Consider the following 12,256-nt stretch of genomic DNA (forward strand, 5'->3'; position numbering starts at 1 on the left):
GGGCCCGCACCCACGCCGCCACCGCCAACGTGCTCGACGGGGTGGCGGGGCTGACGCTGGCCTACGGGCTCGTCCTGGAGCTCCTCCCCGAGCCCGCGGCCGAGAAGGCCAGCCTCACGTTCCACTTCTGAGGCCCGCTGCCGCGACAAGGCGTCAGAAGAGGTAGAGCTCGTCCGCCTCCTGGAACCCGAGCTTATGCGCCAGGTGCGAGGACGCCGGGTTGTCCTCGGAGGCACCCCAGATGGGCACCCGCCCGCGTCCAGCCATGAGCATCATCATGGCCCGCACCGCGCGCATCGCGTGTCCCCGGCGACGGAAGCCGGCGAGGGTGTCGATCGACACGTCCCACAGCGACTCGCTGATGGACCCGGGGTAACAGAAGGCCACCGCCTGCTCCGCCTCCAGTGCCACGGCCAGGGGCACGCGCCTGAGCGCGGCGCGCAGCTCTTCCTCCAACTCGGGAGGGAAGGCGGGCGCATCCGCGAGGGAGGAGATGATGCGCGTCTCCGGCGGCGCCTGCCGTGGGAGGGGCTGTCGGAGGGTGAGGAGGTCCGCGCGAAGGCCACGGCGGCCCAGGATGGCGGCCACATGCTCGTGCGACTCCGGTGGCACCAGCAGCTCCGCGGGCGATTGCGACAGCATGCGGGTGAGCAGGTCCGCCGGTGGCTTGCCCACGACGAAGAGCTGGGGGCTACCGGCGCCGTCATCTCCTCGCACCACACACGCGGAGGGTTCACCCTCCACGGTGGCCGTCCCCTCCAGCAGATGGCTGCGTAGCTCCACCCACCGGGGCAGGTCCGGCAGGGCGTGGAGCAGCTCCCGGGTCAGGTCCATGGCTGCCTACTCGCGTGAAGCCACCGCGCCCGAGAGGTCGGGCGTCGGAGTCGAGGGCGGAGCGCTCAGGTGCGGGTCGTTGACGCTGTCGACGATGGCCACCATGTCGCCCACGCGCAGGGCGTCGTAGAGGGCGAGGATGGCGGTATCATCGTGGCGGACGCAGCCGTGCGAGACATCCTCGCCGAGCTGGGCGGGGGCGTTGGTGCCATGGAGCTCCTCGCCCGAGCGGGAGCCATCCGCCCACGAGAGGTCGATGATGCGAGGCCCGAAGACGGGGCCGCCCCACAGCTTCTTGCCCAGGGCGTGGGACTGCGCTTCGTTGAGCTTGCCCGTCACCTTCTTGAGGCCCGAGTCCGTCGGGGTGTGGCGAGTGCCCACCGCGTTGCCGAAGATGGCCTGGAGCTGGCCCTGGGAGTTGAAGAGGAAGGTGCGGTGCTCGTTCTTCACCACCACGACGCGCACGGGGGTGCTCTTGTAGCGCGGCCCTGGGAGGTGCTGGGTCTGCCCCCGCTGTCCCGGTGCCGGGGCGAGCGCATCCAGGGCCCGAAGGGTGGCGGCATCCACCTTGCCGGTGGGCTGCACCTCGGGGAAGGCCGAGCGGGCATGCACCTGGAAGTTGCGGACCGTCTTGGTCGACTGCGCACCGAAGGCCCCATCGGCGCCCCCGTGCAGGCTGAAGCCCATGTCGGCCAGGGCCTGCTGCACGGCGCGTACGCCCGGCCCCTTCGAGCCGGAGCCGAGCGTGGACTTGCCGGCGAGCACTTCCGCCAGGTCCGGCTGACTGGAGAAGCGCTCGTTGCGAAGAGGACCCGTCGGGGGCGCGGCGGCGGGAGGCGGCGAGGATCCAGGGGAGTTGGCGGGCATGGAGCACCTCGAAGGAGAAGGGAGCGGTGTCTGTCGAGCCTAGCGGCTTTCGCCGCGTCCGGCTTCCCATGGAGCGGAACCCGGGTCTACAAGTGTTCTCGCCCTGTCTGGAGGGAGGGGCCTACACATGGACGTCCTTCTGAAATCCCTGCTGCTCATCTCCGCCCTGGCCGTCTCCGGCTGCCTCATCTCCGAAAACGCCGGGCCGGGGCACTCCTGCTCGGACGACTCCGAGTGCCCCGCTTCCTACCGCTGCGTCCCCCTCGCCGAGGGCCAGCGCTCCTGCGAGGTGCTGTACCCGCCACGCCCCCTGGACACCGACGCGGGCACGCCCGACGCCGGGCCGGTGCCCACCTGGTGCAAGGACATCCAGCCCATCCTCGCCGCCACCTGCGTGTCCTCGTGCCACGGCGCGGACCCCTCCAGGAGCGGCCCGACGAGCTTCCGGCTCGACACCTACGCCCCGTCGGATGGGGTGCTCGGGGCCCGCGACATGGCCGCCCGCATCAAGGCCCGCGCCGCCGTGGAGCCGCCGACGATGCCGCCCCCGAACAACCCCGCTCCCTCCGCGGCCGAGCGTGACCTCCTCTCCCGTTGGGTCGCGGGAGGTACACCTCTCTGTGCCGACGGTGGTACTCAGTAAAGCCCCATGAAGCCCCTGCACTTGAGCCTCCTGGGCCTCTGCGCCGCCGCGGTCGTCGGCTGCTCCATCGAGGCCCCCGACTTCACCGGCAAGTCGTGCGACACCGCGGCCGACTGCCCCGAGCCCTACACCTGCGTCGCCGCCCGTCCGGGCGCGGGGCGCACCTGCGAGGTGCTCAACGGGCCCGGCGTCTCCAACCCCAGCACCGGGCCGGTGCCCACCTGGTGCAAGGACATCCAGCCCATCCTCGCCGCCACCTGTGTGTCCTCGTGCCACGACGCGACGACGGTCAGCAGTGGCCGGAAGGACTTCCGGCTCGACGTGTACGAGGCCGTGGGGGACGTGGCGGGAGCGAAGCTGCTGGCGCCCCGCATCCACGCGCGTGCCGTCGTCTCCCGCACCATGCCGCCGCCAACGACGAGCCCCCAGCCCACCGAGGCCGAGCGAGCGCTCATCGACCGCTGGGCCTCCGGGGGCGCGCCTTTCTGTGAGCAGAGCGCGCCATTGGACGGGGGTTCCTAGGCCGACGGTCGGGGGTCTCGCGGGAAATCCGGCGAATTCCGCCCATTTCAAGCAGGCGGGCATCCGGGCGCTCCTCTTTCGAGTCGAGGCCCCTGGTCCTCTTTTTCTTCCTGACAAGCGCTGTGCATCCGCGAGGCATGCGCTCAGTTTCCCGCCACACGAGAGGGGGGGGGGTTCTCCCCCGGGTCGTGATGAACGGGACTGAAAGGAGAGGGGCATGCGCAAGCTCATGATGGCGGTGGTGGCGGTGACGGGGCTGGGGCTGGTGACGGGCTGCCAGGACAAGAAGGCAGCGGTCCAGGAGCAGCGGCAGGAGGTGGCCGAGGCCCAGCGCGAGGCGGCGCAGACGACGGCGGAAGTCCAGCGCGACGCGGCGAAGGAGCAGGCCGAGGCCCAGCAGGACGTGCGCGAGGAGCAGCGCGAGCTGGCCGAGCTGGAGCGGGAGCAGTCCCGGGAGCAGCTCAACGACCAGAGCAACCTGAACGACGACGCCACGGGCGGCAGCGGCATGACCCATGCCAGGACCGAGGAGGTGGAGGGCACCATCCAGTCGGCGTCGGGCAACAGCCTCGCGCTGATTGTCCCGGACAAGAACAACCAGATCCTGCGTTTCCAGACGAACGCGCAGGTGCAGGTGATGCGGGATGACAAGCCGGTGGCCCTCACGGACCTGAAGGCCGGCGACGAGGTGCGCGCCTCGTACATGATGGACCCGGCCGGGAAGATGGTCCTCAAGAGCATCGAGGTGGAGAAGGAAAGCGCCCAGCACCCGGGCAAGCAGAAGAAGTAACCCTCGCGAGAGGGATGGAAGCGGCCTCCGCCTTCGGGCGGGGGCCGTTTCTCTTTCGGCATTGTGGTGAAAGGCCCGAGGCCCGAGACTGCACCCATGTCACTGACGACGAGCGACGTGCTCGAGCTCCACCAGCGCTGGTGCATTGCCGATAGCCACGCGGACTCGTTGATGTGGAACCGGGACCTCTGCGTGCGCTCCGACGAGGGACACGTGGACTTCCCCCGCCTGCGCGAGGTGGGGATGAAGCTCCAGTGCTTCACCATCGTCACGCGCGGCTTCCCCTTCATCGGAGGCTTCGAGGCCTTCGCCGTCTGGCGTGGCTGGCCCCGCGAGGCCCGCGCCAGCGAGTGGTCGCGCGCCCTCTGGCAGGTTGATCGCCTGGGGGACTTCTGCCGCCGCTCCGAGGGGCAGGTGCGCGTCACCACCTCGGGACGGGCGCTGGAGGAGAACCTCGCCCAGGGGCGGCTGTCGGCGGTGCTCGGCATCGAGGGCGCCCATGCGATCGAGGGTCGGGCGGAGCGCGTGGCCGAGCTCCACAACCGGGGCGTGCGCTTCATGGGCCTCACCCACCTGTCCAACAACGAGGCGGGAGGCTCCTCCTTCCCGCTGATGGGCAACCGGCCCCTGTCGCCGCTGGGCCATGCGGTGCTGGAGGAGATGGTCCGCGTGGGCATGAGCGTGGACGTGGCCCACGCCTCCGAGCGCACGCTGGAGGACATCCTGGCGCACCCCACCGCCCGCGTCTTCTCCTCGCACACGGGGGTACGCGGGGCGGGCGGAGGCTGGCGCAATCTCTCCGATGAGGTGCTGCGCCGCATCGCCGACCGGGGAGGCGTGGTGGGCATCATCCTCGCCCCCGTCTACCTGGGCGGGGACACCATCGACGACGTGGTCCGGCACGTCGAGCATGCCCTCCAGGTGATGGGGGAGGCGGGGGTGGGCATTGGCTCGGACTATGACGGCATGGTGGCCCTGCCCAAGGGCATCCGCGACGTGACGGACCTGCCCAAGCTCACCGAGGCCCTGCTGCGCCGCCACCCGGAGGCGCTCGTGGAGCGCATCCTCGGCGGCAACTTCCGGCGTTACTTCCGCGAGACGCTCGGGGAGTGACACGGGTTGACCGGGCTCGCGGCGCCTGGAATCGTCGGACGCCGTGATGAATCGCTCTCTTGTGTTGCTCCCCGTGTTGCTCGGCTCCCTCCTGCTCCCGGCCTGTGGCGTCAAGGCCGGAGACTCCTGCGAGGGCGGTGGCTACACCTGCTTCTCCGAGACGACGGCCCTCGAGTGTCGCGACCGGAAGTGGCGCACGCTCCCATGCAGGGGCCCCTCGGGGTGCTCGGACGAGGGCCAGAACGTCAACTGCGACCTGAGTGGCAACCTCGAGGGAGATGCGTGCGCGCAGTCCGCCGAGGGCCGCGGGCTGTGCACGGCCGACGGCAAGGCCGTCCTCGAGTGCCGCATGGGCCTGCTGGTGCGGGTCAAGGAGTGCCGCGTGTGCTCGATGGACAGCACACGCGTCTCCTGCCTGCCGTGAGTCGTGGGGCGCTCTAGGCGCCTACCGGCCCGGTCGTCAGGCTCTTGTTCTTGCCCCAGCGCACCCCGACCTGACCCCGGTAGTCCGTCAGCGCGGAGAAGACGATGTAGCCCACGCCCGCGAGCACCTGGCCCAAGGCCACCGCGGGCGCCTTCTTCGCGTAGCCGAACAGCCACGGCGAGGCGATCGTCGTGAAGCTCCACACGTAGTCGATGGCCTCGTGGACCTCGATGGGCACCCACTTCTTGAGGCTCAGCCGGTAGTCGGTGAAGAGCGACACACCCACGCCCGACAGCGCGAGCATCAGGCCGGCGAAGCGGCCGCGCGAGGTGCCGCTGCTCGCCGCCATCGTGCCCACCCCGATCGCACCGAGGTAGTCACCCAGGCTGTGGAGGTCCTGCGGGATGAGCCGCGCGAGCGGCAGCACCCGGAAGAGGGGCTGGCTGGGAAAGCCCGCTTCGGCACCGCCGCGGTGGATGACACGGCGGGCGGCGCGTTGCACGGAAGAGGGGACGAGCGCACGGGTATCGTTCGCGCGGGGCAGTTCGACATTCGTCTCCATGGCCACGGAGCTCCTTGTCTCGAGAGGGGACTCAGCGTCCCGATGCCAACGCTGTGCACCGGCCGGGGCGCGGAGGGGCCCGGCACCCAAGGCTGGCCGGGGACCGGGCGGCGCAGCAGGTGACTGGCCGCTGGAACCAGGGCGGCCAGTCAAGAGAACAGACCGGGGGCCACATCAAGATCGATGATGAAGGACTGAACCCAGGCCCCGAAAAGACCCGCCCGACGGGTTGGATGGCCCTATCCTTCCGCCGCCACAGAGAAAGGCGGATGGACATGCGATTGGGAGTGTTGGCGGCAGTACTGCTCGGCCTCGCCGGGCTGCAGGCGCGGGCGCAGCAGGCGGCGCAGGGACAGGCGCAGCTCAAGACCGAGGATGAGAAGACGTTCTACGCGCTCGGACTGTCGATCGGGCGGAGCATCAAGGTCTTCGATCTGAGCCCGGCGGAGATCGAGCTCGTCAAGAAGGGCATGACGGACTCCCTCACCAACATGAAGCCAGCGGTGGAGCTGGAGAAGTACGGGCCCAAGCTGCAGGAGATCGCCAAGGCCCGGCAGGGGAAGGTGGGCCAGAAGTTCCTGGAGGAGGCGGGCAAGGAGAAGGGCGTCGTCAAGCTGCCCTCGGGCGTCCTCTACAAGGAGCTGAAGGCCGGCACCGGCCCGAGCCCCAAGGCCAGCGACACGGTGAAGGTGCACTACCGTGGCACGCTCACCACCGGCATGGAGTTCGACAGCTCCTACAAGCGCGGGCAGCCCATCGAGTTCCCCCTCACGGGCGTCATCCCCTGCTGGACCGAGGGCGTGCAGAAGCTGAAGGTGGGCGGCAAGGCCCAGCTCGTGTGCCCCTCCAAGACGGCCTACGGTGAGTCGGGCTCGCCTCCCGCGATTCCTCCCGATGCCACCCTGGTGTTCGAGGTCGAGCTGCTCGGCATCGGGGGCCAGGGCGCGGACGTCCCGCGCGCGGAGCCTGGGCAGAAGAAGTAGCCGTTCCAGGTGAGCCGGGGTGGGGGAGGGCGACAGGCACGCTCACCCCGGCCCCGAGCAAGGGCCGCTCACAGCCCCGACAGGAAGCCGTCGAGCTGCGCGTTGAACAGCTCCGGCTGCTCCTGGTTGGGCAGGTGGGCCGCGTTGGGGATGACCTCCAGCCGCGCCCCGGTGATGAGGTCCGCCATCTGCCGGGCCTTCTCCAGCGGCGTCACCGGATCCTTCTCGCCCACCAGCACCAGCGCGGGCCCGGCGTAGCGCGCGAGGATGTCCTTGCTGTCCGGACGCAGGGCCATGCCCCGCTGCGCCGCCGCGAGGCCCGCCGGAGTCGCCGTCCGCATCATCGCCGCCACCTCGCGCCCCACCTCCGAGTCCGGTCCCGCCGCCACCACCTTCGGCAGCAGCGCCCGCACCGCGGACTCGGGCCCCTCCCGCAGTGCCTCCTGGGCCGAGGCCTCCCGTCGCGCCCGTCCCGCCTCGTCGTCCGCCGTGGCCTGCGTGTCCACCAGCACCAGCCCCCGCACGCGCCCCGCGTCCTCTCGCAGCAGCGCCATGGCGGCGTACCCGCCCATGGACACCCCGCCCACCACCGCCGACTCCACGTTCAGCGCGTCCAGCAGTGCCAGCGCGTCCTGGGCGATGCGCGACATCTCCGTGGCGCTCTCCTTGCCCAGCCCGCTCCGCCCGAAGCCCCGGACGTCCGGGATGATGAAGCGGTAGCGCCCCGACAGGGCCTTCACCTGCTTCGCGTAGGCGTCCCCGTTCAGCGGGTACGCGTGGAACAGCAGCACCGGCGGTCCGCGGCCTTCGTCGCGGTAGTGCAGGGGAACGCCATCGACGGTGAGGGTGGGCATGGGCTCCTCCAGGGACTTCAGATCCACTGCTTGCGCTTGATCCAGATCAAAATGGCGACCGGCAGGCCGAACACCGAGGCCAGCATCACCCAGAAGAACCCCCGCTGGGACAGCACGTCGAAGTTCTGTCCGAAGAAGCCCGTGATGAACGCCAGCGGCAGGAAGATGGTGGAGATGATGGTGAGCTGCTTGGTGATGTCGTTCGTCCGGTTGGCCACCATGGACAGGTAGCCGTCCATCACGTTGCCCAACAGGTCGCGGCCCGTGTCGATCTGCTCGTACAGCCGCACCAGATGGTCATACACGTCGCGGAAGTACAGGGCCGTCCGCTCCTGCACGTTGGGGATGCCCCTCCGGGCCAGGAAGCCCAGCACGTCCCGCTGGGGCGAGAGCACCCGCCGCAGCGTCACCAGCGCCCGCTTCATGGCGAAGATGCGCTGGAGGTGCTCCTGCTTCGGGTTCTCGAAGATGTCCGACTCCAGGTCCTCCAGCTCCTCGTTGAAGTCGTCGAGGATGGGGAAGTTCCGGTCCACCAGCGCGTCCGCCAGCTGGTACAGCACGAAGTCCACCCCGCGCCCCATCGTCACCCGCGGCTCGTTCCGCACCCGCTGCCGCACCGACTCCAGGCCCTCGAAGGGCAGCTCATGGGCGGTGATGAGCCAGTCCGGCCCGAGGAAGAAGTGGTGCTCGTGCAGCGTCAGGTCGCACACGTCCTCGGCGTGGGCGGTGAACCCCTGGAGCACGATGAACTGGTGGTTGGGGTACTCCTCCAGCTTGGGCCGCTGATCCAGGTGCAGGCTGTCCTCGATGGCCAGCCGGTGCAGCCCGTAGCGCTCCCCGAGCCGCTTCATCTCCTCCTCGGTGGGGTGGAGGACGTCGATCCACTTGGGGCCGGGTTGGTCGAGCAGCTCCTCGCCACCGGACAGGAGCTTGTCTTCATTCAGCAGAAGAACCTGGATCATGCACGCGCGTGCTTAGATCGCACCCACCCTGAAGTCGAGCACCCGCGCCGAGTGCTCAACGCCACACGCTGCGGTGGGCCAAATCCGCGACGCGCCGTGCCGGACCCGTTAGAGTGGGGGGGCCGTGTCCGCCGATACCTCTCCGCTCGTCCTCTCCTCCAAGCTCGAAGAGCTCCTGCAATCCCTGTCCGATCGCGCTTTCGCCGAGCGCCTGCGACGCGTGTACACCGCCGCGGGACAGGCCATCGTCCGGTTGAGCGACCTCGATCTGTTGAAGTACGAGAGCGCCAGCGTGGACGACAGCCCGGACCTGTCGCTCTGGGAGGAGATGGCCCCCGTCATCCGCGACACGGTGATGGACGTCAACGTGCTCCTCAACGTCATCCGCGAGGAGTTCGCGGTGAAGGCGTCGAGCGTGGCGGGTGCCGCCGGGGCCCCCCTGACCGCCACCGTGGAGGCGCGGCGGGCCAAGGACGCGTCCGAGCTGCTCCAGGGATGGATGCAGCAACTGGCCCAGGGCATCACCCAGCTCGGCGAGGTGATGCGCAACCCCTCGGTCGTGTCGGACCGGTGGATGCTGCTGTCGGAGATCCAGCGGCTGCGCGCGCGCTTCCGCGAGCAGATTGGCAACCTCGTCTTCGAGTCCGCCAGTGCCTTCGGGCCGGTGACGCGGCAGCAGGTGGTGCCCGGCCACGAGGCGGAGGTGAAGGCGGCGGTGATGGTGCGGGCCATCGTGGCGGACCTGGCGCGCATCGTGGAGGCGCGGCTGGCCCAGGTGCGCGAGGCCGAGCCCGAGGACGTGCAGTGGAACGCGCAGCAGCTTCAAACGGAGCTGGACGCGTTCGGCCGCACCGCCGCCTACAAGCACCTGCGCGCCCAGGACAAGCGGCACGTCATCGAGGTGCGCGGCCGCATAGGGCAGTTGGCCATCCAGGACAATCCCAGCAAGCAGATCGTGCTGGCCGTGGTGGAGGAGTTGCACTCCATCGTGAGCTCGCTCTTCAACGTGAACCAGCGCCAGGTGCTCATCACCCATGATCGCGAGGTATGGGCGGGCTGTGGGGTCCGGCTGGAGCGGGCCCAGGGACTGATGGGCTCGGACCCGGCGGCGGCGGCACGGAGCCTGGCCGAGGCGGCCGCCAGCGCCCAGTCCCTCTACGGGCGCGACGCCCGACTTGATGCCTTCCTGCGCAAGGCGCGCAAGCAGCCGCTCGCCCAACTCACCGGCCCCGAGCTGCGCTCCACCCTCGAGCTGCTCCAGTCCCTGCTGGGCGCGCTCGACATCATGTGACGCGCCGGCCCTACTGGGCCGTCGGGGCCTCCACCACCAGGGGGGCAGGCGGGGTGGCGAGCACCTGGCGGGCCTTCTCCACGTCCAGCCCGCCCTCCCACTTGGACACCACCAGCGTGGCCACCGCGTTGCCCACGAGGTTGGTGAGGGCGCGCGCCTCGGACATGAAGCGATCCACGCCTAGCAGCAGCACCAGCCCCGCCACGGGGATCTTCCCGGTGGCGGACAGCGTCGCCGCGAGCGTGATGAAGCCTCCGCCCGTGACGGCCGCGGCGCCCTTGGAGGTGAGCAGCAGCACCGCGAGCAGCGCGAGCTCCTCGCCCAGGGTGATGTGGGTTCCCGTGGCCTGGGCCACGAAGAGCGAGGCGAGCGTGAGGTAGATGGAGGTGCCGTCCAGGTTGAAGGAGTAGCCCATGGGCACCACGAGCCCCACCACGCTCTGGGGGCACCCCAGCGCCTCGAGCTTCACCAGCATGCGGGGCAGGGCGGACTCGGAGGAGGAGGTGCCCAGTACGAGCAGCAGCTCGTCGCGCAGGTAGCGCAGCAGCGGCAGCAGGCCCACGCCCGTCCAGCGCACGATGGGCCCGAGCACGAGCGCCACGAAGAGGAACGCGGTGGCGTAGAAGGTGCCCATCAACCGGCCCAGGCCCAGCAGCGTCTCCACGCCGTACTTGCCCACGGTGAAGGCGATGGCGCCCAGCGCGCCCAGGGGCGCCAGCCGCATGATGATGCCCACCATGCCGAAGAGCAGGTGGCCCACGCTGTCCAGGCCCTTCAGGATGCCCTCGCCCGCCTTCCCCATCTTCGAGAGCGCCACGCTGGTGAGCAGCGCCACGAGGAGGATCTGCAGGATGTCGCCCTTGGCGAACGGGTCCACCAGGGAGGAGGGGACGATGCCGAGCAGGAAGTCCACCGTGGACATCGACTTGCTGGCGCTCGTGTAGCTCTCGATGGCCTTGGCATCCAGCCGGGACACGTCCACGTTCAGGCCGGCGCCGGGCTGGAACAGCTCGCCCACCAGCAGGCCCAGCAGGAGCGCGCCCGTGGTGACGACCTCGAAGTAGATGAAGGCCTTGAGCCCCACGCGCCCCACGCGCTTGAGGTCTCCCATCTTGGCGATGCCCGTCACCACCGTGGTGAACACCACGGGCGCCACCAGCATCTTGATGAGCCGGATGAACCCGTCACCGAGCGGTTTGAGTGCTTCGCCGCCTTGGGGCCAGAAGTGTCCGAGCAGTGCTCCGAACACCACCGCCACCAGCACCTGCACGTAGAGATTCTTGAGCCAGCCGAGCCGCATGGGGTGTGAGTCTACCCCACGCGGGGCACCCGGCAATCACAGGCGCGCGAAGCCGGGCGCGTACTGGAAGGGCTCGACCATGGCCTCGTAGGAGACGATCTCCAGCCCGTGGGCATTCCGGGTCGAGGGTCTCACGCGCCAGAGCTGCGTGGCGTCCAGGGACACGCGCTTGCTCTTCGCGGCGGGCGGCTCGAACCAGCTCGCCTGCCACCCCACGACGATGCGCACCTCCGCCTCCTCCTCGTGGAAGGTGACCACCAGGTCGTTGATGGAGTGGTTCTCGTCGAAGAAGAGGTGGGTGACGCGCTCGTACCACCGCTTGAAGCTGTCGAAGTCCCGGATGTCACCGTCCGGGAAGCGCATGTGCAGGCCGCGCTCGGCCAGGAAGCTGGCGGTGTGCCCCAGCGGCGCGTGCTGATCCAGGGCCAGGTACCACGCCGCGGCGAATCCTCGAATCTGGTCGACGGTCATCAGGTCCTCCTTTGTCGTGTCTCGTTGCGGAAGAGACCCGCGAGCGGGCGGGAGTGATGGGGCGCGCCATCGCGTCCGCTCGGTCCCTTGCTTCCTTTCGCCGCTCTCCGCCGGCCCGGGTTCATCACGGCACGCACTCACGGGGTCTATTCCAACGCCTGACGGACGAAAGACGTCGGGCTCAACCCCATCACGAGGAAGTGCCCATGAACGTCCGAGAGGTAGTCGAGCGGTATTACGCAACCGTCAACGCGGGGGATTGGGACTCCTGGCTGGAACTCTTCGACGCGCACCTCGTCATGGATGAGCAGCTCGGTGGCCACATCGAGGGCATCGAGACGCTGCGCGGCATCGTGGGAGGTCTGAAGCGCGTCTACGCGTCCTTCCAGAACACGCCCCGGTACATCGTCATCGACGGCAACCAGGCCAGCGTGGTGTCCCACATCACGGCGGTGAGCGCCCGGGGTGTGCCCATCCAGGCCGAGGTCGCCAACTACTTCCTCATCCAGGAGGGACGCATCGTCTACATGGCCAACTTCCACGACAGCCGCCCGTTCGATCCCGCCTTCAAGCCGGGGCCTGAGCGAGCGGGAGGAGAGGGGGCCTGAGATGAAGACCCATGACTTCATCGTGGTGGGCG

Annotated in this window: 15 protein-coding genes; 8 read left to right on the top strand and 7 right to left on the bottom strand. The window is 69.5% G+C overall.

Annotated features, from left to right (window positions below):
• Nucleotides 1-153 precede the first annotated feature (153 nt).
• On the bottom strand, nucleotides 154-834 hold the full coding sequence (locus VF697_RS02500) for a GNAT family N-acetyltransferase (RefSeq protein WP_331091854.1): 681 nt from the start codon (nucleotides 832-834) through the stop codon (nucleotides 154-156).
• 6 nt (nucleotides 835-840) lie between these two features.
• The gene (locus VF697_RS02505) at nucleotides 841-1,701 is read right to left on the bottom strand and encodes a L,D-transpeptidase family protein (protein WP_331091855.1); all 861 of its coding nucleotides are present in this window, start codon (nucleotides 1,699-1,701) and stop codon (nucleotides 841-843) included.
• 127 nt (nucleotides 1,702-1,828) lie between these two features.
• On the opposite strand from VF697_RS02505, the gene VF697_RS02510 reads away from it, so the two are divergent.
• From VF697_RS02510 to VF697_RS02530, 5 genes are all read left to right on the top strand, one after another.
• Complete coding sequence (locus VF697_RS02510; RefSeq protein WP_331091856.1) at nucleotides 1,829-2,344, top strand: hypothetical protein; 516 nt, start codon at nucleotides 1,829-1,831, stop codon at nucleotides 2,342-2,344.
• A 6-nt stretch (nucleotides 2,345-2,350) separates the two neighbouring features.
• Nucleotides 2,351-2,866, top strand: a complete 516-nt coding sequence (locus VF697_RS02515) for a hypothetical protein (protein ID WP_331091857.1) — start codon at nucleotides 2,351-2,353, stop codon at nucleotides 2,864-2,866.
• A 217-nt stretch (nucleotides 2,867-3,083) separates the two neighbouring features.
• A complete protein-coding gene (locus VF697_RS02520; protein WP_331091858.1) occupies nucleotides 3,084-3,656 on the top strand; it encodes a hypothetical protein in 573 nt (190 codons plus the stop codon).
• A 96-nt stretch (nucleotides 3,657-3,752) separates the two neighbouring features.
• Nucleotides 3,753-4,769 (top strand): dipeptidase, encoded by a 1,017-nt coding sequence (locus VF697_RS02525; protein WP_331091859.1) that lies wholly within the window; start codon nucleotides 3,753-3,755, stop codon nucleotides 4,767-4,769.
• A 46-nt stretch (nucleotides 4,770-4,815) separates the two neighbouring features.
• Entirely contained in the window at nucleotides 4,816-5,193 is a 378-nt protein-coding gene (locus VF697_RS02530; RefSeq protein WP_331091860.1) for a hypothetical protein, read from the top strand.
• Between the two features lie 13 nt (nucleotides 5,194-5,206).
• On the opposite strand, the gene VF697_RS02535 is transcribed toward VF697_RS02530, so the two are convergent.
• Nucleotides 5,207-5,755 carry a hypothetical protein gene (locus VF697_RS02535; protein ID WP_331091861.1) on the bottom strand — a complete coding sequence of 183 codons (549 nt, stop codon included), beginning with the start codon at nucleotides 5,753-5,755 and terminating at the stop codon, nucleotides 5,207-5,209.
• 275 nt (nucleotides 5,756-6,030) lie between these two features.
• On the opposite strand from VF697_RS02535, the gene VF697_RS02540 reads away from it, so the two are divergent.
• Nucleotides 6,031-6,738: an FKBP-type peptidyl-prolyl cis-trans isomerase gene (locus tag VF697_RS02540; protein WP_414641228.1), complete on the top strand. Its 708-nt coding sequence runs from the start codon at nucleotides 6,031-6,033 to the stop codon at nucleotides 6,736-6,738.
• Between the two features lie 68 nt (nucleotides 6,739-6,806).
• Here the strand turns inward: VF697_RS02540 and VF697_RS02545 are convergent, their stop codons facing one another.
• Together VF697_RS02545 and corA are read right to left on the bottom strand one after the other, a co-directional pair.
• Nucleotides 6,807-7,592, bottom strand: a complete 786-nt coding sequence (locus VF697_RS02545; RefSeq protein WP_331091868.1) for an alpha/beta fold hydrolase — start codon at nucleotides 7,590-7,592, stop codon at nucleotides 6,807-6,809.
• Nucleotides 7,593-7,609: 17 nt separating this feature from the next.
• Nucleotides 7,610-8,554 (bottom strand): magnesium/cobalt transporter CorA, encoded by a 945-nt coding sequence (gene corA, locus VF697_RS02550; RefSeq protein ID WP_331091863.1) that lies wholly within the window; start codon nucleotides 8,552-8,554, stop codon nucleotides 7,610-7,612.
• Nucleotides 8,555-8,678: 124 nt separating this feature from the next.
• Between corA and VF697_RS02555 the strand changes: the two genes are divergently transcribed.
• On the top strand, nucleotides 8,679-9,845 hold the full coding sequence (locus VF697_RS02555; protein ID WP_331091864.1) for a hypothetical protein: 1,167 nt from the start codon (nucleotides 8,679-8,681) through the stop codon (nucleotides 9,843-9,845).
• Nucleotides 9,846-9,855: 10 nt separating this feature from the next.
• Here the strand turns inward: VF697_RS02555 and dctA are convergent, their stop codons facing one another.
• Complete coding sequence (gene dctA / locus VF697_RS02560) at nucleotides 9,856-11,145, bottom strand: C4-dicarboxylate transporter DctA (protein WP_331091865.1); 1,290 nt, start codon at nucleotides 11,143-11,145, stop codon at nucleotides 9,856-9,858.
• Between the two features lie 36 nt (nucleotides 11,146-11,181).
• Nucleotides 11,182-11,616 (bottom strand): hypothetical protein, encoded by a 435-nt coding sequence (locus tag VF697_RS02565; protein WP_331091866.1) that lies wholly within the window; start codon nucleotides 11,614-11,616, stop codon nucleotides 11,182-11,184.
• Nucleotides 11,617-11,822: 206 nt separating this feature from the next.
• On the opposite strand from VF697_RS02565, the gene VF697_RS02570 reads away from it, so the two are divergent.
• Nucleotides 11,823-12,224 (top strand): nuclear transport factor 2 family protein, encoded by a 402-nt coding sequence (locus VF697_RS02570; protein WP_331091867.1) that lies wholly within the window; start codon nucleotides 11,823-11,825, stop codon nucleotides 12,222-12,224.
• The last annotated feature ends 32 nt before the right edge of the window (nucleotides 12,225-12,256 follow it).

The sequence above is a fragment of the Archangium sp. genome, assembly GCF_036388035.1.
GTDB lineage: Bacteria > Myxococcota > Myxococcia > Myxococcales > Myxococcaceae > Archangium.